General features: G+C 73.0%; 20 protein-coding genes. 9 read left to right on the top strand and 11 right to left on the bottom strand.

Annotated features, from left to right (window positions below; genetic code table 11):
* Positions 1 to 184: 184 nt before the first annotated feature.
* Positions 185 to 1,216 (bottom strand): glycosyltransferase family 2 protein, encoded by a 1,032-nt coding sequence (locus K7396_RS22355; RefSeq protein WP_152104875.1) that lies wholly within the window; start codon positions 1,214 to 1,216, stop codon positions 185 to 187.
* A gap of 275 nt (positions 1,217 to 1,491) precedes the next feature.
* Between K7396_RS22355 and K7396_RS22350 the strand changes: the two genes are divergently transcribed.
* From K7396_RS22350 to K7396_RS22340, 3 genes are all read left to right on the top strand, one after another.
* A complete protein-coding gene (locus tag K7396_RS22350; protein ID WP_086720404.1) occupies positions 1,492 to 2,955 on the top strand; it encodes an LCP family protein in 1,464 nt (487 codons plus the stop codon).
* Positions 2,956 to 3,028: 73 nt separating this feature from the next.
* Complete coding sequence (locus tag K7396_RS22345; protein ID WP_086720403.1) at positions 3,029 to 3,484, top strand: hypothetical protein; 456 nt, start codon at positions 3,029 to 3,031, stop codon at positions 3,482 to 3,484.
* A 49-nt stretch (positions 3,485 to 3,533) separates the two neighbouring features.
* Positions 3,534 to 4,115: a VanZ family protein gene (locus tag K7396_RS22340; protein ID WP_086720402.1), complete on the top strand. Its 582-nt coding sequence runs from the start codon at positions 3,534 to 3,536 to the stop codon at positions 4,113 to 4,115.
* Here K7396_RS22340 and K7396_RS22335 read toward each other — a convergent pair.
* Positions 4,066 to 4,620 carry an acyl-CoA thioesterase gene (locus tag K7396_RS22335; protein WP_086720401.1) on the bottom strand — a complete coding sequence of 185 codons (555 nt, stop codon included), beginning with the start codon at positions 4,618 to 4,620 and terminating at the stop codon, positions 4,066 to 4,068. The two genes, K7396_RS22340 and K7396_RS22335, sit on opposite strands and share 50 nt — an antisense overlap.
* A gap of 273 nt (positions 4,621 to 4,893) precedes the next feature.
* On the opposite strand from K7396_RS22335, the gene K7396_RS22330 reads away from it, so the two are divergent.
* Complete coding sequence (locus tag K7396_RS22330) at positions 4,894 to 6,189, top strand: LCP family protein (RefSeq protein WP_086720400.1); 1,296 nt, start codon at positions 4,894 to 4,896, stop codon at positions 6,187 to 6,189.
* A gap of 76 nt (positions 6,190 to 6,265) precedes the next feature.
* Here the strand turns inward: K7396_RS22330 and K7396_RS22325 are convergent, their stop codons facing one another.
* Positions 6,266 to 7,441, bottom strand: coding sequence for an acyl-CoA dehydrogenase family protein (locus tag K7396_RS22325; protein ID WP_086720399.1), 1,176 nt, complete (start codon positions 7,439 to 7,441; stop codon positions 6,266 to 6,268).
* Positions 7,442 to 7,695: 254 nt separating this feature from the next.
* Here K7396_RS22325 and K7396_RS22320 point away from each other — a divergent pair, with 254 nt between their 5' ends.
* Positions 7,696 to 9,036: a UDP-glucose dehydrogenase family protein gene (locus tag K7396_RS22320; protein WP_086719778.1), complete on the top strand. Its 1,341-nt coding sequence runs from the start codon at positions 7,696 to 7,698 to the stop codon at positions 9,034 to 9,036.
* A gap of 175 nt (positions 9,037 to 9,211) precedes the next feature.
* Complete coding sequence (locus K7396_RS22315; RefSeq protein WP_086719787.1) at positions 9,212 to 9,580, top strand: VOC family protein; 369 nt, start codon at positions 9,212 to 9,214, stop codon at positions 9,578 to 9,580.
* Between the two features lie 48 nt (positions 9,581 to 9,628).
* Here K7396_RS22315 and K7396_RS22310 read toward each other — a convergent pair whose 3' ends face one another.
* The 3 genes from K7396_RS22310 to K7396_RS22300 are packed head-to-tail and all read right to left on the bottom strand — an operon-like array spanning position 9,629 to position 12,521.
* Entirely contained in the window at positions 9,629 to 10,816 is a 1,188-nt protein-coding gene (locus tag K7396_RS22310; protein WP_086719779.1) for a dipeptidase, read from the bottom strand.
* Positions 10,813 to 11,385, bottom strand: coding sequence for a 5-(carboxyamino)imidazole ribonucleotide mutase (purE, locus tag K7396_RS22305; protein ID WP_086719780.1), 573 nt, complete (start codon positions 11,383 to 11,385; stop codon positions 10,813 to 10,815). The genes K7396_RS22310 and purE overlap by 4 nt, the downstream gene beginning before the upstream one ends.
* Positions 11,382 to 12,521, bottom strand: a complete 1,140-nt coding sequence (locus K7396_RS22300) for a 5-(carboxyamino)imidazole ribonucleotide synthase (RefSeq protein ID WP_086719781.1) — start codon at positions 12,519 to 12,521, stop codon at positions 11,382 to 11,384. Before K7396_RS22300 ends, purE begins: the two co-directional genes overlap by 4 nt.
* A 164-nt stretch (positions 12,522 to 12,685) precedes the next feature.
* Here K7396_RS22300 and K7396_RS22295 point away from each other — a divergent pair, with 164 nt between their 5' ends.
* Both K7396_RS22295 and K7396_RS22290 read left to right on the top strand, forming a co-directional pair.
* A complete protein-coding gene (locus K7396_RS22295; RefSeq protein ID WP_223660163.1) occupies positions 12,686 to 13,111 on the top strand; it encodes a hypothetical protein in 426 nt (141 codons plus the stop codon).
* A 131-nt stretch (positions 13,112 to 13,242) separates the two neighbouring features.
* On the top strand, positions 13,243 to 13,752 hold the full coding sequence (locus tag K7396_RS22290; protein ID WP_086719783.1) for a GtrA family protein: 510 nt from the start codon (positions 13,243 to 13,245) through the stop codon (positions 13,750 to 13,752).
* Positions 13,753 to 13,780: 28 nt separating this feature from the next.
* On the opposite strand, the gene K7396_RS22285 is transcribed toward K7396_RS22290, so the two are convergent.
* A complete protein-coding gene (locus K7396_RS22285; protein ID WP_086719784.1) occupies positions 13,781 to 15,028 on the bottom strand; it encodes an ATP-binding protein in 1,248 nt (415 codons plus the stop codon).
* 6 nt (positions 15,029 to 15,034) lie between these two features.
* Positions 15,035 to 15,715, bottom strand: coding sequence for a response regulator transcription factor (locus K7396_RS22280; protein WP_030086430.1), 681 nt, complete (start codon positions 15,713 to 15,715; stop codon positions 15,035 to 15,037).
* Between the two features lie 504 nt (positions 15,716 to 16,219).
* On the opposite strand from K7396_RS22280, the gene K7396_RS22275 reads away from it, so the two are divergent.
* The gene (locus tag K7396_RS22275) at positions 16,220 to 17,725 is read left to right on the top strand and encodes a peptide MFS transporter (RefSeq protein ID WP_086719785.1); all 1,506 of its coding nucleotides are present in this window, start codon (positions 16,220 to 16,222) and stop codon (positions 17,723 to 17,725) included.
* Positions 17,726 to 17,807: 82 nt separating this feature from the next.
* Here the strand turns inward: K7396_RS22275 and K7396_RS22270 are convergent, their stop codons facing one another.
* The 3 genes from K7396_RS22270 to K7396_RS22260 are packed head-to-tail and all read right to left on the bottom strand — an operon-like array spanning position 17,808 to position 21,504.
* A complete protein-coding gene (locus K7396_RS22270; protein ID WP_086719786.1) occupies positions 17,808 to 19,265 on the bottom strand; it encodes a hypothetical protein in 1,458 nt (485 codons plus the stop codon).
* Positions 19,265 to 20,458 carry a hypothetical protein gene (locus tag K7396_RS22265; RefSeq protein ID WP_223660162.1) on the bottom strand — a complete coding sequence of 398 codons (1,194 nt, stop codon included), beginning with the start codon at positions 20,456 to 20,458 and terminating at the stop codon, positions 19,265 to 19,267. Before K7396_RS22265 ends, K7396_RS22270 begins: the two co-directional genes overlap by 1 nt.
* The gene (locus tag K7396_RS22260) at positions 20,455 to 21,504 is read right to left on the bottom strand and encodes a COG1470 family protein (RefSeq protein ID WP_152104876.1); all 1,050 of its coding nucleotides are present in this window, start codon (positions 21,502 to 21,504) and stop codon (positions 20,455 to 20,457) included. Before K7396_RS22260 ends, K7396_RS22265 begins: the two co-directional genes overlap by 4 nt.
* Position 21,505: the final 1 nt, after the last annotated feature.

Genomic DNA, 21,505 nt, shown 5'->3' with positions numbered 1-21,505 from the left:
CGGCGGCGTCCCCTGGGGCGGCGGGCGGCTTGTGCCGCTTTGCCCGCCCCTGTTGGTTTTTCCCCGCCGCCCACCCCCCTTCGGGGGGTGGGCGGGTGAGGAGGGGAGGTTCCGGCGGACGGCAGGGGGTCAGGCCGCTCGGCGCCCGGCGCGGGAAGCCGGCCGGCCCCCACGCGAGGCCGTCCTACTCGCCCCCGCCCGCCGGGGCCAGGACCGCCGGGCGGCGGCTGGCGATGACCCGCCTGGCGAGGGAGCGGGGGCTGGTCAGGAAGCCGGCGCCCCAGGCCATGTGCATGGTGGCCAGGGCGAGGGGGATCTGGGCGCGCGCCTTGAGCGACAGGCCCTTGCCGGCCGGCACCGACCCCGCCGCGATGGCCGCGAGGTAGCCGGCCGGGACCACCAGGCCCCAGGGGGTGACGGCGGCGCCGACCACCAGGCCCGCCGCGATGGCGCACACCGCGGTCGGCGGCGCGAGGTAGCGCAGGTTGATCGACCCGGCGTGGTAACGGGCCACGACGTGGCGCCACTTGCCGTAGTCCTTGTACTGCTTGGCCAGCGCCTTGACGCTCGGCCGCGGGCGGTACTGCACCCGCAGCTCGGGCGAGAACCAGATCTGCCCGCCGGCCTCACGGATGCGGAAGTTCAGCTCCCAGTCCTGGGCGCGGATGAACTCCTCGTTGTAGCCGCCCTGCTGCTCCAGCGCCTCGCGGCGGAAGACGCCGAGGTAGACGGTCTCGGCGGGGCCGGCCTGCCCGCCCGTGTGGAAGGCGGCGTTGCCCACGCCGATCCTGGAGGTCATCGCGGCGGCGACGGCGTCCTCCCAGGCGTTCTCGCCCTCGGCGTGCATGATGCCGCCGACGTTCGCGGCGCCGGTCTCCTCCAGGAGGCGCACGGCGGTGGCGATGTAGTTCGGCGAGAGCATGCCGTGGCCGTCGACGCGGACCACGATCGGGTGCCGGGACGCCTTGATCGCGGCGTTCAGCGCGGCGGGGGTGCGGCCGGTGGGGTTCGGCACGGTGTGCACCCGGGCGTCCTCGGCGACGAGCTCGGCGGCGATCTCGTCCGTACGGTCCGCGGACGGGCCGAGGGCGATCACCACCTCCATCTCACCGGCGTACTCCTGCTCCAGGATGTGCCGGACCGCATTGCGCAGGTGACGTTCTTCGTTGAGCACCGGCATGATCACGGAGACGGCCGGGGGCTGCTGCTGGGGCATGGTTCCTCGGGGGGACGGCCCGCGGCGGAGCCGCCAGCGACGGCAGCGCCAGCCGGGAGACTGCAGTATCGCGCCTCACGTTACCGCGAATGGGGGACCGCGTCGGACGCAGCCGGGTGGCCGGACGGCGGGCGACCGGCGTGTGGCGCTTTGCATCCGATCATATGGACCTACGGTGTCGTCGCCGGATATGCCCTGACTTTTCCCCTGTCCCGCCCTGCCCCGCTCCCCCGCCGGGCACCGAGCACGCCCGTCCAGCCGCGGAGGTGTCCCCCGTGACCGCGCCGTTCCGCTCCTCCCGTCCGGCCAGGCGCCGGGCCGCCCGGCCGAGCCCGCGCCGGCGCCCGCCGGGCACGCGCTGGGGGCTGCGGATCGGCGCCGTCACGTCCGTGCTGCTGCTGGCCGCGAGCGGCGTCGGGCACGCCGTGGTCACCGGCGTGGAGAACGGGATCGGCCGGGTGGACGCCTTCGGGGGCATGAGCAACCGGCCCGGCGGCGGCGACGGGCTGAACTTCCTGGTCGTCGGCACGGACGGGCGCGAGCGGCTCGGCCCCGCCGAAAAGCGGAAGTACCACCTGGGCGGCGCGCCCTGCCACTGCACCGACACCCTGATGCTGGTGCACCTCTCCGCCGACCGGGACCGCGCGAGCGTGGTCAGCCTCCCCCGCGACTCCTACGCCGAGGTCCCCGCGCACACCGACGCGGTCACCGGCCGGCCGCGCGCCCAGCACGCCATCAAGCTGAACGCGGCCTACGCCGAGGGCGGCCCCAGCCTCACCGTGCGGACCGTCGAGCACATGACGGGGGTGCACATCGACCACTACCTGGAGGTCGACTTCACCAGCTTCATGCGCAGCGTGGACGCGGTCGGCGGGGTGGAGATCTGCTCCGTGCGGCCGCTGCGCGACAGCTACACCGGCCTGGACCTGCCGGTCGGCAAGTCGCGGCTGGACGGCGGCCAGGCGCTGCAGTACGTGCGCTCGCGGCATGTCGACGGCTCCGCCGACCTGGGCCGGATGCAGCGCCAGCAGCGCTTCCTGGCCGCCCTCATCCACAAGATCACCTCCTCCGGAGTGCTGATGAATCCGATCCGTTTCCGGGATGTCGCCGACACGGTGCTGGGGTCCGTCCGGGCCGACTCGGGTTTCGGGGCGAACGACCTGGTCGACCTCGGGCAGGCGATGCGCGGCTTCACCCCCTCGTCCTCGGAGTTCACCTCGGTGCCGCTGGCCAATGTGGCCCAGCCGGTGCCGGGCGTCGGCTCGACCGTGCGGTGGGATCCGGTGCGGGCGCCGCGGCTCTTCCAGGCGATCCGCGAGGACAAGCCGCTCGCGGCGCACCGGGACCGCACCGGGCCGCGGGCCAGGGTCGTGGACGTACCGCCGGGGCAGATCCAGGTGCAGGTCGACGACGGCAACGCGCCGGCCGGCCAGGACGCCGCGGTGGCCAGGGACCTGCGGGCCACCGGCTTCGCCACCACCGGCGTCCCGGGCGCCTCCCCGCTCGGCAGGGCGCCCCGTACGGTCATCGCCTTCGACCCGCGCTGGGACCGCTCGGCCCGCTCGCTGTCGGCCGCGCTGCCGGGCGCCGAGCTGCGCCCGGCGGTCGGGCGGGGACCGGTGATGCGGGTGACGGTCGGCCGGGACCCGCAGGCGGTGCGGCGGGTGCGGGCCGAGGAACCGTCGCAGCAGCCGGGCGAAGTCGCGGCGATCACCGGCGACGAAGCGGTGTGCCCATGAGCGGGCACGGCGGGCTCACGGGCGGCGGGGGCGCGCCGCGCGCGGGCGGCGCCGGGCGGAGCGGGGCCGCGGCATGAGTGTGCCCGCGCCGCGCCGGACCGCGCCCAGGCCGCCCGTGCGGCGCCCGGAGGCCCGCCGTGACGCCCGCCGGATCGCGGGGGCCGTCGCGGCGCTGTGCGTGGTGGCGGCCGTCGCCGCCGCACCGCCCGCGCCCGTCTCGCCGACCGGCTGCGGGGAGCTGGTGCGCGGCCGGCTGTGCCTGCGCGGCCCGGTGGGGGCCGACGGCATGTACACCGTGAGCTACCGGCGGCTCGGGGCGGCGTCCGGGCCGGACGAGCTCCTCGTGCGGCTCGGCTACCAGCGCAAGAACGACCGGATCACGGCCTTCCCCGGGTGGTTCGGCACCCGGCGGACGCAGGGCGGCGCGGTGGCGCTCGGCGGCCGGGTGGAGATGCTCGCGGACGAGTGCATCCGGGGCGTCATGGAGCGGGGCGAGACGGTCTACGTCACGAAGTGGAGCTGCAGCTGACGTCCCGGACGCTCTGGACGTTCCGGGTGTCCTGAGAGAGGAGCGCATCGTGTGGCAGGTCGTACTGGGCGTCACCCCCACGACGGTGACCCTCTTCCTGGCCCTGGCGCTGGCGCTGGCCGTGGCGCTCGCCCTGTGGACGGCGCACGCGCCCGGCGGCGCCGCGCCGCGCACCACGGCCCGGGTGCTGCTGTCCTGCTGGCTGTTGCTGCTGCTGATGGCGTCGCTCGCGCCGGCCCAGCCGGTCGGCTCCGCGGACGCGACGGTGTGGTGGCGCCCCGGTGAGGGGCTGTTCGATCTGGGCGCCCAGCTGGAGCCCGGGGAGCTGTCGATGCTGGTGCGGCGGCAGCTCGCCCAGGCCGCGCTGTTCGTGCCCGGAGCGCTGCTGCTGCGGTTCGCGCTGCCGCGCACCACGGCCGCCGCGGCGTTCCTGCTGGGCGTGGGGCTGTGCCTGGCCGTCGAGACGGCGCAGCTGCTGATGCGGGCCGGGCGGGTCGCCGACGTCGACGATGTGCTCTGCGCGGCGGCCGGCAGCGCCCTCGGCGCGGGGCTGGCGCTGCTCGGCGGGCCGGCGGCCGCCGTTATGCGTCGTCGAGTCCTTCCGCGGCGCGCCGTTCGCGCAGCTCCATGATCGCGCGGCGCCGGGCGAGCCGGTGCGTCCGGCGGATCTGCGCCTCCTGGTAGCGGCGCTTGTCGCGCTCGGTCTCCGGGATCACCTGCGGCACCCGCCGCGGCTTGCCCTGCTCGTCGACGGCGGCGAAGACCAGGTAGGCGGAGCCGACCTGCTGGGCCGGGCTGGACTCGTTCCAGCGCTCGGCCAGGACCCGGACGCCGACCTCCATCGAGGAGCGGCCGGTCCAGTTGACCTGGGCGCGCACATGGACGAGGTCGCCGATCCTGACCGGTTCGAGGAAGGCCATCTCGTCCATCGAGGCGGTCACGGCGGGCCCGCCGGAGTGGCGCCCCGCCACGGCGCCCGCGGCGTCGTCGACGAGTTTCATGATCACGCCGCCGTGCACCGTCCCCAGGAGGTTGGTGTCGCCCGCCGTCATGATGTGGCTGAGCGTGATGCGGGACGCGGACGTGGGCTTGCCCACCACCTCGTCCTCGGGACTGTCGGTGACGAGTTCGGTCATGCAGCCAGCCTAAGCGGGCGGCCGCGGGGCCCCGGCCCACCCGGGTCGTGAGACTGGTCTCGCCGTCGGCGCGGGTCCGTGACACAGGTCTCACCCGCATCGCCGGGAACCATCCGGAATGGTTGCTTCCATTCGTGCAGGTCGGAATGGTCACGGCCCCTTGCGGTATGCGCCGGACCGCCTCCGTGGCTTTGCATCAGCTCTGCAACAGCCCCGGCCCGATCCGGTACCCGCTCTATGGAGGACCCCGGTTCGGCATGCACACTTCCCCTTATGAATGAGTGGCCCAATGGGTGGTCCGGCGACCAGAGCGGCAACCGGTACGGACACGGCAGCGGCAGCGCCGAGCCGGAGGGTGCGCGCGCGATGCCCCATGTGCGTCGCGACGCGGGTCCCGGCTATCAGCGGCAGGAGCCGCCGCTGCCGCCGTCGATGTCCCCGCGCCGGGGCGCGGCGGTGCCGCCGCAGCAGTCCCAGGGCTACGACGACGCGTACGACGGCTACAACACCGGCCAGGTCTACGGCGGCGGCCGCGGTGGCGGTGGCGGCTACGACGACGGCTACGGCTCCGGCCGCGCCGGCCGGCCGCGCCCCCGCTGGGGCAAGCGCATCAAGTGGACGGTCATCACCCTGGTCGCCGTACTGGCGGTGGCCTCGGTCGCCACCTACTTCTGGGCCGACGGCAAGCTCCGCCGCAAGGTCGACCTGAGCAAGGTCATCGACCGCCCGGAGACCGGCGACGGCACCAACTACCTGATCGTCGGCTCGGACAGCCGCGAGGGCATGACCGCCGAGCAGAAGCGCAAGCTGCACACCGGCTCCGCCGAGGGCAAGCGCACCGACTCGATGATGATCCTGCACGACGGCAGCAACGGCCCGACGCTGATATCCCTGCCGCGCGACTCGGACGTGGAGATACCCACCTACGTCGGCTCGTCCTCCGGCAAGAAGTACCCGGGCACCGGACGGCACACCAAGCTCAACGCGGCCTACGCCGAGGACGGCCCCGAGCTGCTGGTGCGCACCGTCGAGTACAACACCAAGCTGCACATCGACCACTACGTCGAGATCGGCTTCGCGGGCTTCGCCAACATCGTGGACGCCATCGGCGGCGTCGAGATGGACATCCCCAAGGCGTTCAAGGACAAGAACTCCGGCGCCGACTTCCCGGCCGGCAAGCAGACGCTCAACGGCCAGCAGGCGCTCGCCTTCGTCCGCACCCGGCACGCCTTCGCCGGCCAGGACCTGGACCGTACGAAGAACCAGCAGAAGTTCCTGGCGACCCTGGCGAGCCAGGCCGCCACCCCCGCCACGGTCCTCAACCCCTTCAAGCTCTACCCGACGATGGGCGCCGGCCTGGACACCCTGATCGTCGACAAGGACATGAGCCTGTGGTCGCTGGGCAGCATGTTCTTCGCGATGAAGGGCGTGACCGGCGGCGAGGGCAAGTCGATGAACATGCCGATCTCCGGCAGCACCGGCGGCAACCTGGTCTGGGACAAGGCCAAGCTCCACCAGCTCGTCCAGCAGCTCAACAACGACGAGAAGGTCACGGTCTCCGGCAACTGACCGGCAGCCCGGCCCAAGGAGAGGGGCCCCGGACCACAGCCGTGGTCCGGGGCCCCTCTTTCGCGTCCGTGCCTGCCTACTGCGGCAGGTTGCGCGCCATCACGATGCGCTGGACCTGGTTGGTGCCCTCGTAGATCTGCGTGATCTTGGCGTCCCGCATCATCCGCTCGACCGGGTAGTCACGGGTGTAGCCGTAGCCGCCGAGCAGCTGGACGGCGTCCGTGGTGATCTCCATGGCGGCGTCCGAGGCGTAGCACTTGGCGGCGGCGCCGAAGAACGTCAGGTCCTCGCCCTTGCCGCCGGCCGAGATCCGCTCGGAGCGGGCCGCGGCGGCGTAGGTGAGCTGACGGGCCGCCTCCACCTTCATCGCCATGTCGGCGAGCATGAACTGCACGCCCTGGAAGTCGCCGATCGGCTTGCCGAACTGCTTGCGCTCCTGGACGTAGCCCTTGGCGTAGTCCAGGGCGCCCTGGGCGATGCCGAGCGCCTGGGCCGCGATGGTGATGCGGGTGTGGTCCAGGGTCTTCATGGCGGTGGCGAAGCCGGTGCCCTCGGCGCCGATCATGCGGTCCGCGGGGATGCGGACGTTGTCGAGGTAGACCTCGCGGGTCGGGGAGCCCTTGATGCCGAGTTTCTTCTCGGGGGCGCCGAAGGAGACGCCCTCGTCGCCCTTCTCGACGACGAACGCCGAGATGCCCCGGGAGCGCTTCTCCGGGTCGGTGACGGCCATCACCGTGTAGTACTCGCTGACGCCGGCGTTGGTGATCCAGCGCTTCACGCCGTTGAGGACGTAGTGGTCACCGTCGCGGACGGCCTTGGTCTTCATCCCGGCCGCGTCGGAGCCGGCGTCCGGCTCGCTCAGGCAGTACGAGAACATCGCGTCGCCCTTGGCCAGCGGGCCCAGGTACTTCGCCTTCAGCTCCTCGGAACCGGAGAGGATCACCGGGAGCGAGCCGAGCTTGTTGACCGCCGGTATGAGGGAGGACGACGCGCAGACGCGGGCCACCTCCTCGATGACGATGACGGTCGCCAGCGCGTCGGCACCGGCGCCGCCGTAGATCTCCGGTACGTGCACGGCGTGCAGGTCGTTGGCGACCAGTGCGTCGAGCGCCTCCTGCGGGAAGCGGGCCTCCTCGTCCACCGCGGCGGCGAACGGCGCGATCTTCGCCTCGGCGAGCGAGCGCACCGACTCGCGGAGCATGTCGTGCTCCTCGGACGGCCGGTACAGATCGAAATCAGCGGTTCCCGCCACGCTTTCTCACTCCCCTGTGAGCTGACGGCAGTGCTAACTACCGTTAAGTAACCCTTTACCTCTCCGGATTCTAGGCGCCCACCCCGGCCTGCGGATACGTGAGGTTGCCGACAGTTACAGAGCTGCCCCGTGACGGCTGGGGGAGGCCCTCCCTGCCCGACTATGCTCGGTCAGCGCCGTTTTCCCCAGCCCCGTCCCCCGACCCCGCCCCTCGACGCCGCGGCGCCGCCGCGCAACGCCTGTTTGGAGCATCCATGGCCCTCAAGATCACCGTGATCGGCACCGGCTACCTCGGCGCGACCCACGCCGCGGCCATGGCCGAGCTGGGCTTCGAGGTGCTGGGGCTCGACGTGGTGCCCGAGAAGGTCGAGATGCTGCAGCGGGGCGAGGTCCCGATGTACGAGCCCGGCCTGGAGGAGCTGCTGCGCCGCCACGCCGACGGGATCGAGGGCTCGACCGGCCGGCTGCGCTTCACCACCTCCTACGAGGAGGCCGGCGCCTTCGGCGACGTCCACTTCGTCTGCGTGAACACCCCGCAGAAGCACGGCGAGTACGCCTGTGACATGAGTTATGTGGAGCGCGCCTTCGACGCGCTGGCCCCGCACCTGACCCGGCCCACCCTGGTGGTCGGCAAGTCGACGGTGCCGGTGGGCAGCGCCGCCCGGCTCGCCGAGCGGCTCGCCGCGGCCGCCCCCGCGGGCGCCGACGCCGAGCTGGCCTGGAACCCGGAGTTCCTGCGCGAGGGCTTCGCCGTCAAGGACACCCTGCACCCCGACCGGATCGTGGTGGGCGTCGCCGACGGGCGGGCCGAGGAGCTGCTGCGCGAGGTGTACGCCACCCCGATCGCCGAGGGCTCGCCGTTCATCGTCATGGACTACCCGACGTCCGAGCTGGTCAAGACCTCCGCCAACTCCTTCCTGGCGACCAAGATCTCCTTCATCAACGCCATGGCCGAGGTCTGCGAGGCGGCCGACGGCGACGTGGTGAAGCTCGCCGAGGCCATCGGGCACGACGACCGGATCGGCAAGAAGTTCCTCCGGGCCGGCATCGGCTTCGGCGGCGGCTGCCTGCCCAAGGACCTGCGGGCCTTCATGGCGCGCGCCGGCGAACTGGGCGCCGACCAGGCCCTGACCTTCCTCCGTGAGATCGACTCGATCAACATGCGGCGCCGCGGCCACATGGTCGAGCTCACCCGGGACGCGGTCGGCGGCGGCTTCCTCGGCAAGCGGGTCGCCGTCCTGGGCGCGACCTTCAAGCCGGACTCGGACGACGTCCGCGACTCCCCCGCCCTCAACGTCGCCGGCCAGATCCACCTTCAGGGCGGCCAGGTCACCGTCTACGACCCCAAGGGCATGGAGAACGCGCGGCGCGTCTTCCCGACGCTGGGCTACGCCGACACCGCCCTGGACGCGGTGCGCGGCGCCGACGTCGTGCTGCACCTCACGGAGTGGCGGGAGTTCCGCGAACTGGACCCCGCCGCGTTGGGCGACGTCGTCGCCGAACGCCGCATCCTCGACGGCCGCAACGCCCTCGACCCGGACCTGTGGCGCAAGGCGGGCTGGACGTACCGGGCACTCGGCAGGCCGAAGGCCTGACATCCCGGCTGCCCCGCCGCGGGACTTGCTCGCCGTCACGCCTGCGGCGGGCTGATGCCGCTGGGGGTACCTCCCACGCCCTTTAGGCAGTGGGGGAGCAACGGCGACAAGCCCCCACGGCGGGCCAGCCGAAAACGTACGCCGCACCCCCAAGGGCATGGCATCGTGGCGCAACATGACCCACATCACGTTCGGCGTCGTCGCACTGGACTGTCCCGACCCCCGGGCCCTCGCGGATTTCTACGCGGAGATGCTCGGCTGGCGGGTGACCGAGGAAGACGAGGAGTGGGTCGAGGTCGCCGGGCCGGACGGCCGGGTTCTCGCCTTTCAGCGGGTGGCGGGCTACCGGCCGCCGCAGTGGCCGGGGCAGGAGGTGCCGCAGCAGGCGCACCTGGACTTCGACGTGCCGCGGGCGAAGATCGACGAGGCCGAGCGCACGATCGTCGCGCTGGGCGCCCAGCTCGTCCAGCACGACGAGGGGAAGCAGAACTGGCGGGTCTATCTCGACCCGGCCGGGCACCCGTTCTGTCTCTGCATGAGGTGACGCCCCGGCTCTCGCCGCCTGAGGTGAGAGCCGGGGCCCGGGGCGGCGTCAGCCGTCCAGTTGCTCGATGGTCGCGTGGGACGGCCCGCGCCGCCGCTGTTCGGCGCGCGCCACGTCCTGCGCGGCGCGCAGCGCGCGGACGGCGTTGTGCCAGGTGAGCTTGGCCAGGTCGGCCTCGGACCACTTGCGGTCCAGCAGCTCGGCGATCAGGTTCGGGTAGCCGGCGACATCGGCGAGGTCGGCCGGGGTGAAGGCGGTGCCGTCGAAGTCGCCGCCGATCCCGATGTGGTCGACGCCGGCGACCTCGCGCATGTGGTCGAGGTGGTCGGCGACGGTGGCCGCGGTGGCCATCGGGCGGGGGTGGGCGGCCTCGAAGGCCCGCTGGACCGTCATGCCCGCCTCGGTGGTGTCGAGGTGGTGCAGGCCGTGGGCGCGCATGTTCTCGTCGGCGCGCCGGGTCCAGGCGACCGCTTCCGGCAGCACGAACTTCGGGACGAACGTGGCCATCGCGACGCCGCCGTTGGCGGGCAGTTGCGCCAGCACGTCGTCGGGGATGTTGCGCGGATGGTCGCAGACGGCACGTGCGGAGGAGTGCGAGAAGATCACCGGCGCGGTGCTGACGCGCAGCGCGTCGCGCATGGTGTCGGCCGAGACGTGCGAGAGGTCGACCAGCATCCCGCAGCGGTTCATCTCCCGGACGACTTCCTCGCCGAAGGCCGACAGGCCCTGGTGGCGCGGCTCGTCGGTGGCGGAGTCGGCCCAGTCGATGGTGTCGTTGTGGGTGAGCGTCAGGTAGCGCACGCCCAGGCGGTGCAGCGCGCGCAGGGTGGCCAGCGAGTTGTGGATGGAGTGGCCGCCCTCGGCGCCCATGAGGGACGCGATCCGGCCCTCGGCGCGGGCGGCCTCCATGTCGTCGGCGGTGTGCGCGAGGCGCAGCGCCTCGGGGTGGCGGGCGACCAGTTCCCGCACCACGTCGATCTGTTCGAGGGTGGCGCTGACGGCCTTGTCGCCCGCGTAGTCGGCGCGGACGTACACCGACCAGAACTGGGCGCCGACGCCGCCGGCCCGCAGCCGCGGCAGGTCGGTGTGGAGGTGCGCGGACTGGTCGGCGGCGATGTCGCGCCGGTCGAGGTCGTAGCGGACCTGCTCGCGCAGCGCCCAGGGCAGGTCGTTGTGGCCGTCGACGACGGGCCAGCGGGCGAGCAGATCCCGGGCGGTCTCCAGGGAGGAGCTCACTTACCGCCCCCGAAGCCGAAGCCGGCCGGGGAGGCGACCTTGTTGCGCAGCCGCTTGCCCTTCTCGGTGGCCTGGTCGTTCAGCTCCTGCTGGAACTCCCGCATCCGGTCGAGGAGTTCGGGGTCCTGGGTGGCGAGGATGCGGGCGGCCAGCAGCCCGGCGTTGCGGGCGCCGCCGACGGAGACGGTGGCGACCGGCACCCCGGCGGGCATCTGCACGATGGAGAGGAGGGAGTCCATGCCGTCCAGGTACTTGAGCGGTACGGGGACACCGATGACCGGGAGCGGGGTGACGGAGGCGAGCATCCCGGGGAGGTGGGCCGCGCCGCCGGCGCCCGCGATGACCGCCTTCAGGCCGCGCCCGGCCGCCTCCTCGCCGTACGCGATCATCTCGCGCGGCATGCGGTGCGCCGAGACGACGTCGACCTCGTAGGGGATCTCGAACTCGTCGAGGGCCTGCGCGGCGGCCTCCATGACGGGCCAGTCGGAGTCGGAGCCCATGACGATGCCGACCACGGGGGACGGGGCGGCGGGGGCGTCGGTGTTCGGTTCGGGCGACACGGGCGTCATTCGGTGATCGTTCCTCGCAGGTAGCCGGCGGCATGTGCGGCGCGCTCGCGCACATCCGCCAGGTCGTCGCCGTAGGTGTTGACGTGGCCGACCTTACGGCCGGGCTTCACGTCCTTCCCGTACATATGGATCTTCAACTGCGGGTCCCGCGCCATGCAATGGAGGTACGCGTAGTACATGTCGGGGTAGTCGCCGCCGAGGACGTTGGCCATGACCGTCCAGCGGGCGCGCGGGCGCGGATCGCCGAGCGGGAGGTCGAGCACGGCGCGGACGTGGTTGGCGAACTGCGAGGTGATCGCGCCGTCCTGGGTCCAGTGGCCGGAGTTGTGCGGGCGCATGGCGAGCTCGTTGACCAGGATGCGGCCGTCGGCGGTCTCGAAGAGCTCGACGGCGAGGTGGCCGATGACGTCGAGTTCCTGGGCGATGCGCAGCGCCAGCTCCTGGGCCTGGCCCGCGAGCTCCTCGTCGAGGCCGGGCGCCGGCGCGATCACGGTGTCGCAGACGCCGTCGACCTGGATGGACTCCACGACCGGGTAGGCGACGGCCTGGCCGTGCGGGGAGCGGACGATGTTGGCGGCCAGTTCGCGGGTGAAATCGACCTTCTCCTCCGCGAGGACGGGCACGCCGGCACGGAACGGCTCGGCGGCCTCCTTGGAGGATCGCACGACCCAGACGCCCTTGCCGTCGTAGCCGCCGCGGACGGTCTTGAGGACCACGGGAAAGCCGTCGCCCTCGGCCGCGAACCGCTCGACGTCGGCGGGGTCGGAGACGATGCGGTGCCGCGGACAGGGCACGCCGATCGCGTCCAGCTTCGCCCGCATCACCCCCTTGTCCTGGGCGTGCACCAGCGCCGCGGGCCCCGGCCGTACGGGGATGCCGTCGGCCTCCAGTGCCCGCAAGTGCTCGGTGGGAACGTGCTCGTGATCGAAGGTGATCACATCGCAGCCACGAGCGAACGCGCGCAGGGTGTCCAGATCGCGGTAGTCGCCGATGACGACATCACCGACGACCTGGGCCGCGGAATCCTGCGGAGTGTCGCTGAGGAGCTTGAACTTGATGCCGAGGGGGATACCCGCCTCGTGGGTCATACGGGCGAGCTGACCGCCGCCGACCATGCCGACTACCGGGAACGTCACGCCCCCAGGGTATCCGTTCGACGGCGGCGGGCCGACTCGGGGCTTGGATGATCCTCTGAGTGCGCACGTTCGAAGATCACCGGAGAAGGGCCGGCACGGGCGGATAGCCTCGGGCGCGGTGCGGGGCCGGCGCCCGGGCCGGGCCCGGCACAAGGGGAGGCCGGATGGAGAAGAGTGGCATACCAGGGGGCTCCAGGAGGCTGGTGATCGCCGTCGCGGTCGCCGCCCTGCTGATCGCCCTGCACTCCGTCGTCAGCCAGTTGTCCGCGCCCGAGGTCTTCGACGCCCGCGACACCGAGATCAGCGTCTCCCCCGGCGAGGGCTTCAGCGTGCGGGTCCCGGGCGACCCCGCCGACGGCTACCGCTGGATCGTCGCCGAGCCCCGCCCCGACCCGGCCGTCCTCCGGGCCGCCGGCGGGGGTGTGCGCACCGGTGGCCCGCCCCCGGCCGGCACCGGCCGCCTCCTCGCCTTCGAGGCCGTCCGCACGGGCCGTACGGACTTACGGCTGCTGCGCTGCCGGCGCTGCGGCCCCGGCGCCGCCGACGAGAAGGGCGCCCGCAGCCTCAACTTCCGGGTGACCGTCGGCTGACCCGTCCGGCCCGCCGGGTGTTGCGCGCGGACCCGGCAGATGGCAGGCAGCGCCGTCGGGCCCTGGTTAGCATGAGGAAGCGGCCGGGCCTACGGCCGCGACACCGACCAGGCGGGAGCTGAACGATCACCATGAGTGAACGGAGCGCGCTGCGGTCGAGACTGGAAGCGCTCTTCCGGGAACTGGTGAAGTTCGGCGCGGTCGGCGGCGCGGGGGTGGTGGTCAACTTCGCGGTGTTCAACCTCGTGCGGCAGATGACCGAGGTGCCCGTGGTCCGGGCCAGCATCATCGCGACGGTCGTGGCGACCGGCACCAACTACCTCGGCTACCGCTACTTCACCTACCGCGACCGCGACAAGCAGGGCCGCACGAAGGAGCTGACGCTCTTCCTGCTGTTCAGCGCGGTCGGCCTGGTGATCGAGAACGGTCTGCTCTACGTGGCGACGTACGGGTTCCACTGGGACAGCCCGCTGCAGAGCAACGTCTTCAAGTTCGTCGGCATCGGCATGGCCACGCTCTTCCGCTTCTGGTCCTACCGCACCTGGGTCTTCCGGACCCTGCCCGCCCGCGAGGCCGTGGAGACGGCGGAGTCCTTCCTCGCCGACGGCCCGCAGCACCCGCGCAGCGCCTCCCGCAAGTAGCCGCGGCCGCGCCGGGCGCCCGCGGGCCTCACTCCTCGACGGGCTCCGCCTCCCGCGCCAGGAACAGCGCGAAGACCGGTGGATGCGGCTGGAGCAGCTCCAGCCGCCCGCCGTCCGCCTCCGCGAGGTCCCGGGCGACGGCCAGGCCGAGCCCGGTCGAGTTCCGGCCGGAGACCGTGCGCTCGAAGACCCGCGAGCCGAGGTCCGGCGGCACCCCGGGGCCGGCGTCGATGACCTCGACGACCGCCTGGTTGCCGGTGACACGGGTACGCAGCGCGACCGTCCCGTCGCCGTGCATCAGCGAGTTCTCGATCAGGGTGGCGAGCACCTGGGCCACCGCGCCCGGGGTGCCGACGGCCCGCAGCCCCTTCTTGCCGGAGCGCACGATGGCCCGCCCGGCGCTGCGGTAGGCCGGGCGCCACTCCTCGATCTGCTGCTTGACGACCTCGTCGAGGTCGAAGGCGACCGCGGAGCCGCTGCGCGGGTCGCGCGAGTTGGTCAGCAGCCGCTGGACGACGTCCGTCAGCCGCTCCACCTGCGCCAGCGCGATGGTGGCCTCTTCCTTCACGGTGTCCGGATCGTCGGTGACGGTGATCTCCTCCAGCCGCATGGACAGCGCGGTCAGCGGCGTGCGCAGCTGGTGCGAGGCGTCCGCGGCCAGCCGCCGTTCGGCGGTCAGCATCCGCGCGATCCGCTCGGCGCTGGCGTCCAGCACGTCGGCGACCCGGTCCAGCTCCTGGACGCCGTAGCGGCGGTGGCGCGGACGGGGGTCGCCGGAGCCGAGGCGCTCGGCGGTCTCGGCGAGGTCGGTGAGCGGCGCGGTCAGCCGGCGGCCCTGGCGGACGGCCAGGATGACGGCGGCGATGATCGCCAGCAGCGCCACGGCCAGGATGACCAGCAGCGTCCGGCCGATCTCCGCACTGACCATGGAGCGGGATGCCTGGACCGTGACGGACTCCCCGCGGTCGCCGCGCACCTCCGACTGGATGACGTCGCCCGAGGGCCGCTTCCCGATCTCGATCGGCGCCTTGCCGGGCACCTTGATCTTCGCGTACCGCTTGGCGGTGATCTGCTCGGAGAGGATGTCCGGGGTGACCTTCTCGCCACTTCCCAGCCGGCTCTCCACTATCCCGACCAGCCGGATCGCCTCGGATTCCACGCTCTCCTGGGCACCGGCCTGGATGGTGCGGGTCTCGACGATGACGAGCGAGACACCGAAGACGGCGATGACGACGAGCACCACGGCGAGCGTGGAGTTGATCAGGCGGCGGCGCACGGGCCCCTAGCTCTTCTCGAAGCGGAAGCCGACTCCGCGGACGGTGGCGATGTAACGGGGGTTGGCGGCGTCGTCCCCGAGCTTCTTGCGCAGCCAGGAGATGTGCATGTCGAGCGTCTTGGTGGACGACCACCAGGTGGTGTCCCAGACCTCGCGCATCAGCTGGTCGCGGGTGACGACCCGTCCCGCGTCCCGCACCAGGACCCGCAGCAGGTCGAACTCCTTCGCCGTGAGCTGGAGTTCCTCGTCCCCCATCCACGCGCGGTGCGACTCGACGTCGATGCGCACGCCGTGGGTGGCGGGCGGCTGCTGGGGCTCGGCGGTGGAGCCGCGGCGCAGCAGGGCCCGTACGCGGGCGAGGAGTTCGGCGAGCCGGAAGGGCTTGGTGACGTAGTCGTCGGCGCCGGCGTCCAGGCCGACGACGGTGTCGACCTCGTCGGCGCGGGCGGTCAGCACCAGGATGGGGAAGGAATGGCCTTCGTTGCGCAGCCGGCGGGCGACCTCCAGGCCGTCCATGCCGGGCAGCCCCAGATCCAGGACGACGAGGTCGATGTTGCCCTGGAGACCGGCGTCGAGCGCCGTCGGGCCGTCCTCGCGCACCTCGACTTCGTAACCCTCGCGGCGCAGTGCGCGGGCGAGCGGCTCCGAGATGGACGCGTCATCCTCGGCGAGCAGTACACGGGTCATGGGCCGATGGTAGTCCGATGTATCCGGACCCAGGGGCGGACCAGCGCGGATGGCCGACGGCGGACCGTTCCTGCACGTGAGAGCGCGCGCCCCGGGCGCGCGCGAGGGCGCGTGGTCGCCCGGCGGGGCGCGTATGGTTCCCGGCCGCAGTGTGAGCGTTGTCTCACGCCGCCCACCGGCGGTGCCCGCGGACGTATGGTGTCGAGACGTCCACCGCTCAACCACCGGGGCCCTTGACGCTCAACTGACGTCAACGGTCCCTTGTTGTGCCTCAGGAACCGGCACCACCGGTCTCCGGACACAGATCGACCTGTCGACCGGGTCCGCCGCGCCAGACGCACGGGGGGCGTGGATTCCCGGTGCACGACCGTCCTGCCGACGCCTCCTTCGCGCGGTGTCGAACCTCCTGGACGTGGGGGGCGGGCAGGTCTGCGCCGGTGCCGGTCACCCCCACCCGGGCGCGTATCGGCCTGCGAACGCGTCCCGAGCAGCAAGGAAGCACCCATGGCGTCCAGCCTGACGAAGGACGCGGCCCAGCAGGGGAACCCTGTGGACGGCGGCAAAACCTTCTTCGGCCACCCCCGTGGCCTGGCCACCCTGTTCATGACCGAGATGTGGGAGCGCTTCAGCTTCTACGGCATGAAGGCCCTACTCCCGCTGTACCTGATCGCGCCCGGCGGCATGCACATGCAGGCCACCACGGCCACCGCGATCTACTCGGTGTACATGGCGATGGTCTACCTGCTCGCCATGCCGGGCGGCTGGATGGCCGACCGCTTCTGGGGACCGCGCAAGACCGTGACCGTCGGCGCCCTCGTCGTCATCGCGGGCCACGTCACGCTCGCGCTGCCCACCGCGGCGACCTTCTTCGCCGGCCTGGTGCTGGTCGCGCTCGGCTCCGGCCTGCTGAAGGCGAACATCTCCACGATGGTCGGCCACCTCTACGACGGGCCCCAGGACCCGCGCCGTGACGGCGGCTTCACGCTCTTCTACATCGGCATCAACCTCGGTGCCTTCCTCGCCCCGCTGTCCATCGGCACGGTCGGCGAGGGCGTCAACTGGCACCTCGGCTTCACCCTTGCCGCCGTCGGCATGGCGCTCGGCCTGGCCCAGTTCCTGCTCGGCACGCGCCACCTGAGCCCGGAGAGCAGCGTCGTCGCCCAGCCCGCGACGCCGCAGGAGAAGACCTCCGTGCTGCGCAAGGGCCTGATCTGGCTGATCGTGGCGGCCGTCTTCTACACCCTGCTGGGCGTGACGGGGAACTTCGCCGACTGGGCGCTGCTGCCGATCACCATCGCCGGTCTGGTCATCCCGGTCGCGGTCCTGGTCCGCATGAAGCGCGACAAGGAGCTGACGGAGCTGGAGCAGTCCAAGCTCTCGGGCTACATGTGGTTCTTCGCCGTCGCCGCCGTCTTCTGGATGATCTACGACCAGAACGGCTCCACCCTCTCGATCTTCGGCGCGCACTCCACGACGAACGACCTGCTGGGCTTCCACTTCCCGACGTCCTGGTACCAGTCGCTGAACCCGATCTTCATCATGGCGCTCGCCCCGCTGGTCGCCTCGGCGTGGCTGTGGCTGAACCGGCGCGAGAAGGAGCCCAGCACCGCGGTCAAGTTCGCGTCCAGCCTCGCGCTGATCGGCATCTCGTTCGCGGTCTTCCTCATCCCGCTGCTCGACACCGCCGCGGGCGGCGGCCGGGTCAGCCCGATGTGGCTGGTGGCGATCTACTTCATCCAGACCGTCAGTGAGCTGTGCCTCTCCCCGGTCGGCCTGTCGGTCACCACGAAGATGGCCCCGGCCAAGTACAGCTCGCAGATGATGGGTGTCTGGTTCCTCGCGGTCACCGCGGGCGACTCCGTGGCGGGCCTGCTGACGTCGCCGCAGCTGAACGTCGATCTGAACACCTCGGCCGCGGTCGCCGTCGAGGCCGCCTTCGCGGTCGTCGCCGGACTCGGCATCTGGCTGTCCCGCAAGCGGATCAAGGAGCTGATGGGCGGCGTCAACTGACGCCTGCCGGCCCCGGACCACACAAGGGGGCGTCGCACCGCCGGTGCGACGCCCCCTTCGTGCGTCCCGTGGCCGCGCCGCGTCAGCGCGTCCGCGCCCGGCGCCGCGGCAGGAACGTGAAGACCGCCCCGCCCAGCAGGACGATCGTGCCCGCGACGAGGCCGAGGGCGGTCAGCGCCCCCCGGTCGCTCGCGCCGGTCTCGGCGAGGCCGCCGCTGCCGCCCGAGGCACTGGCCCCTCCGGCCGCGCTGCCGCCGGAGCCCGCCGCGCCGGAGGAACCGCCCGCGCTGCCGCCGGACGTGCCGCCCTGCTGCGCCGAGGTGTCCAGGGCGAGCGAGACCCCGGGGTCCTTCTCCGGGGTGCAGGTGGTGGTCGTCCCCAGGGCGTTGACGGTGAGCACGCCCGGGGTGAGCGTGGCCTTGCCGGTGGCGCCCGGCTTGTAGGTGCCCTTCAGGTCGGGGATGGTGATCGGCTGTCCCGACTTGATCGGCTCGGCGTTGGTCGGCCCCTCGGTCTTCACCGATCCCTTGTCCGCGCCGCCGACCTTGACGTCCATCGACGGCTTGACCGAGTTCTTGGGGATGTCCGCCGGGCTGTCCATGACGGACTTGCCGAACTTCACCGTCAGGTCGTAACCGCCGCCCTTCTTCACGGCGTTGATCTGGACCGGCGAGGTCGCCTTCTTGTCCCCGATGGGCGTCTTGCAGGCGTACGGGACGTCGATCTGCTTGCCCTTGTACGCGGTGCCGTCGGGGTCGCCGCCGGAGCCCCCGGTGGTCGTACCGCCGGACGTACCGGCGGTGGTGGTGCCGCCGGTGGTGCCCGTCGTGGTGCCGGAGGTGGTGCCGGACGTCCCGGCGGTGCTCCCGCCGGTCGTGCCCGACGTGCTCCCGCCGGTCGTGCCCGAGGTCGTCCCGCTCGTGGTGCCGCCGGTGGTGCCCGAGGTGGTGCCGCCGGTCGTGCCGCTCGTGGTGCCGCCGGAGCTGCTCCCGCCGTCGGTCACCTTGATGGTGACCGCGGGCTTCACGGTCTCCTTGGGCGAGCACTTGGTGTCCGTCGAGATCGGCTGGTTGACGTTGATGTTGTAGAAGCCGGGCGTCAGCGTGACCTCGCCCGGCTTCTGCAGCTTCAGCCTGCCCTTCATGTCGGACAGCTTCATCGGGCTGCCCTTGGGGATCGGCGGGTTCTCCCGCGGCCCCTGCATGGCCAGGTCACCGGTCTGCGCCCCGGCCACCTTGATCGTGCCGGTCGGCTGGACGGTGTTCTCGCCCAGGTCGAGGATGTCGGGGTTCTTGGAGGCCCCTTCGACGGTCTTCCAGACCACCTCGATCTCGTCGCCCACTTTCGCGGTCGCGGGCGCGGTGACGGCCACCTTCGTGGTGCCCTCGACCGGCGGCAGCCCCGATATCGGTGGCGGCAGACACTCCGTCTTGTACGACACCTCGGCCGCCTGGGCGGTCCCGGCCGTTGCCACGATGCCCGCGCCCGCGAGCACCAGCGCGGCCACCGGGGCCACCGCGGCTCTCCTCCGTTGCCTCATCACGCTGAACCTTTCGACGTCGGTCGTTCGGTTGATGTGGTGGTGGACGGTGCGGTGTCCGGGGTGAACCACGGCAGCGCGGCACCGTCGCCCGGCGTACCGGGGCCGACGGCGGAACCCTCGCGTGCGGTCCGTTTCCTGAGGTGCGGTCGGGTGCCGGCCGCGCGGGCGCGTCCGGTGGCGGGCGTGTGCCGTGCGGGGTGCCCGCGTCCGCCCGTACGGCGCGGGCGGACCCGGTCCACGAGCGCCATGCCGATGCGGAACACCGCCGTCGGGAGCACCACGCAGAGCAGCACCCAGAAGAGCGTCACGCCCCAGGGCCTGCCGACTCCCCAGGGCTGCTCGGCCAGCACCTTGCCGCCGTACCCGAGCGAGACCAGGTAGTCCCCGTGGGCGCCCGCCGGCAGCTCGACCGGCAGGGTGACCTCGGCCTTCTTCCCGGCGGGGATGGTTCCCCGCCACTGCTGCTCCTCCCACTGGGGCGCGAACACCCCGTGCGAGGTGCCGACCCGGAAGACGGGGTCCCTGGCCGGTGCCGAGCCGAGGTTGCCGACCGTGAGGGTCAGCCGGCGCTGTGCGGGGGCACCGAACCAGGTCAGCAGGCCGCTGCTGCCCGCCAGCCGGGGCTGGGCGAGCACCGTCAGCCGGCCGCCGGTGGCCCGGGCGGGCAGCGGCGCCACCGGGTGGCCCGCCACCGTGAACGCGGCGTCCGCCTCGGCCGCCGCGCCGGTCACCGTCGCCGCGTGCACCACGCAGGGGCAGGGCTTGGGCGGCTCGGCGACCGGCAGGCGCTTGCGGAACGCGCCGTGGGCGTCGGTGGTGACCGCCCGCCCGTCGCCGTTGGCACAGGAGTTGGTGCCGCCGATCATGTTCTGCCCGCAGATCAGCAGCGTGAGCAGCGCCTTGGGCCGCCAGCCGCGGCCGGTGACGGTGAGGGTGCCGCCCTTGCCGGCCTCCTTCCGGGAGAGGTGGACCGCGGGCGCGCCGTCCGCGGCGGCATACGGGGCCGCGGGCGCGGCGGCGGCCGGGAGCGGAGCCGCCGCGAGCGCCAGGCAGAGGAGCAGCAGGGCCACCGCCCGCTGCCGGACGGGGAGTCGGGCGGGGCGGACAGGACGGGTGGGGCGGGCGGTGCGGGTGGCCGGGCCGGTGCGGGTGGCCGGGCCGGTGCGGAACCGCCCGGTGGCGCCGGTCATGACCGCGCTCCCGGTCCGGTGCCCGCCAACTGCCCCGCCGCGTCCGCCCGGTCGCCGCCGGACGGCGGCCCGTCACCGGCCGCCCCGCCCACGCTCCCGGCACCTTCCGCCCCGCGCGCGCCCGGCACCCCGTCCGCGCCCGGCGCCTCACCCGCGCCCCGCGCCCGGCGCCGTCGGCGGACGGCGACCGGGCCGCCCACGCCCGCCGCCAGGAGGAACGCCGCGCCGGCCACCGCCCCCCAGGGGGCCGTGGTGTACGTGGCGGTGGCGGACCCGCGGGCGCCGCCGTCCGCCGTCACCGTGAGCCGGAGGTCCACCGCGTCCAGGCGGGGCGGATCGGGCCACCGCTCCGTCAGATCGACGCCCTGGCCGGGCCGCAGCGTGGTCGGCAGGGCGCGGGGAGCCCGCCGCAGCACGGGGCCGAGGAGCCCGTCGGCGCGCACGGCGAGGCGCGGCGCGAGGACCGTGTTGCCGCGGTTGACCAGCGTGTACCGGATGAGCGCCGCATCGCCCCGGCCGCGCACCGACACCTTCTCGACGGTCAGCGCGGACAACGGCCGCCCGGTCACCCGCAGATGGACCGGTACGGCGTCCCGCCCCTGCGCGCCGCTCCCCCGGCCGCCGGTGGCGACCAGCGAGCCGGAGTGCGCACCGGGGGCGGCGTCGCGCGGCACGGTCACCGTGAACGGCACGCTCGCCCGGGTGTGCGGCGGAACCGTCACCCGCGCCGAGGCGAGGCTGAGCCACCCGCCCGGGGTGGTGCCGCGCAGCCGTACGGTGACGGCGTGGCCGGTGGGGTTGCCGAGGGACAGCCGGTCGCTCAGGACGGTGCCCGGCGCGCCCTCCAGATAGAAGTACGGGCGGTCCTGCGGGCCCGGCTCGGCGCCGGGCCGGGCCCGCAGGGCCCGGCCCGGCGCGGGCGCGGCGGACCAGCCGGGCGGTGCCGGGGCGGCGTCCGGCCGGACCCAGGACGCGGCGGAACACAGCAGCACGGCGGCGGTCGCGAGGACCGCACCACGGGCCGCGGTGCGGGTACGGAACGGCATC

Source organism: Streptomyces angustmyceticus, assembly GCF_019933235.1.
Taxonomy (GTDB): Bacteria; Actinomycetota; Actinomycetes; order Streptomycetales; family Streptomycetaceae; genus Streptomyces; species Streptomyces angustmyceticus.
The sequence above is the reverse complement of the archived record's forward strand: the minus strand, read 5'-3'. Positions and strand labels throughout refer to the sequence as shown.

Excerpts from the sequence above, each read along its gene's own strand:
- K7396_RS22355 (WP_152104875.1), bottom strand. The coding sequence starts at position 1,216 with ATGCCCCAGCAGCAGCCCCCGGCCGTCTCCGTGATCATGCCGGTGCTC.
- K7396_RS22345 (WP_086720403.1), top strand. The coding sequence starts at position 3,029 with ATGAGTGTGCCCGCGCCGCGCCGGACCGCGCCCAGGCCGCCCGTGCGG.
- K7396_RS22335 (WP_086720401.1), bottom strand. The coding sequence starts at position 4,620 with ATGACCGAACTCGTCACCGACAGTCCCGAGGACGAGGTGGTGGGCAAG.
- K7396_RS22330 (WP_086720400.1), top strand. The coding sequence starts at position 4,894 with ATGAATGAGTGGCCCAATGGGTGGTCCGGCGACCAGAGCGGCAACCGG.
- K7396_RS22320 (WP_086719778.1), top strand. The coding sequence starts at position 7,696 with ATGGCCCTCAAGATCACCGTGATCGGCACCGGCTACCTCGGCGCGACC.
- K7396_RS22315 (WP_086719787.1), top strand. The coding sequence starts at position 9,212 with ATGACCCACATCACGTTCGGCGTCGTCGCACTGGACTGTCCCGACCCC.
- purE (WP_086719780.1), bottom strand. The coding sequence starts at position 11,385 with ATGACGCCCGTGTCGCCCGAACCGAACACCGACGCCCCCGCCGCCCCG.
- K7396_RS22295 (WP_223660163.1), top strand. The coding sequence starts at position 12,686 with ATGGAGAAGAGTGGCATACCAGGGGGCTCCAGGAGGCTGGTGATCGCC.
- K7396_RS22290 (WP_086719783.1), top strand. The coding sequence starts at position 13,243 with ATGAGTGAACGGAGCGCGCTGCGGTCGAGACTGGAAGCGCTCTTCCGG.
- K7396_RS22280 (WP_030086430.1), bottom strand. The coding sequence starts at position 15,715 with ATGACCCGTGTACTGCTCGCCGAGGATGACGCGTCCATCTCGGAGCCG.
- K7396_RS22275 (WP_086719785.1), top strand. The coding sequence starts at position 16,220 with ATGGCGTCCAGCCTGACGAAGGACGCGGCCCAGCAGGGGAACCCTGTG.
- K7396_RS22270 (WP_086719786.1), bottom strand. The coding sequence starts at position 19,265 with ATGAGGCAACGGAGGAGAGCCGCGGTGGCCCCGGTGGCCGCGCTGGTG.
- K7396_RS22265 (WP_223660162.1), bottom strand. The coding sequence starts at position 20,458 with ATGACCGGCGCCACCGGGCGGTTCCGCACCGGCCCGGCCACCCGCACC.
- K7396_RS22260 (WP_152104876.1), bottom strand. The coding sequence starts at position 21,504 with ATGCCGTTCCGTACCCGCACCGCGGCCCGTGGTGCGGTCCTCGCGACC.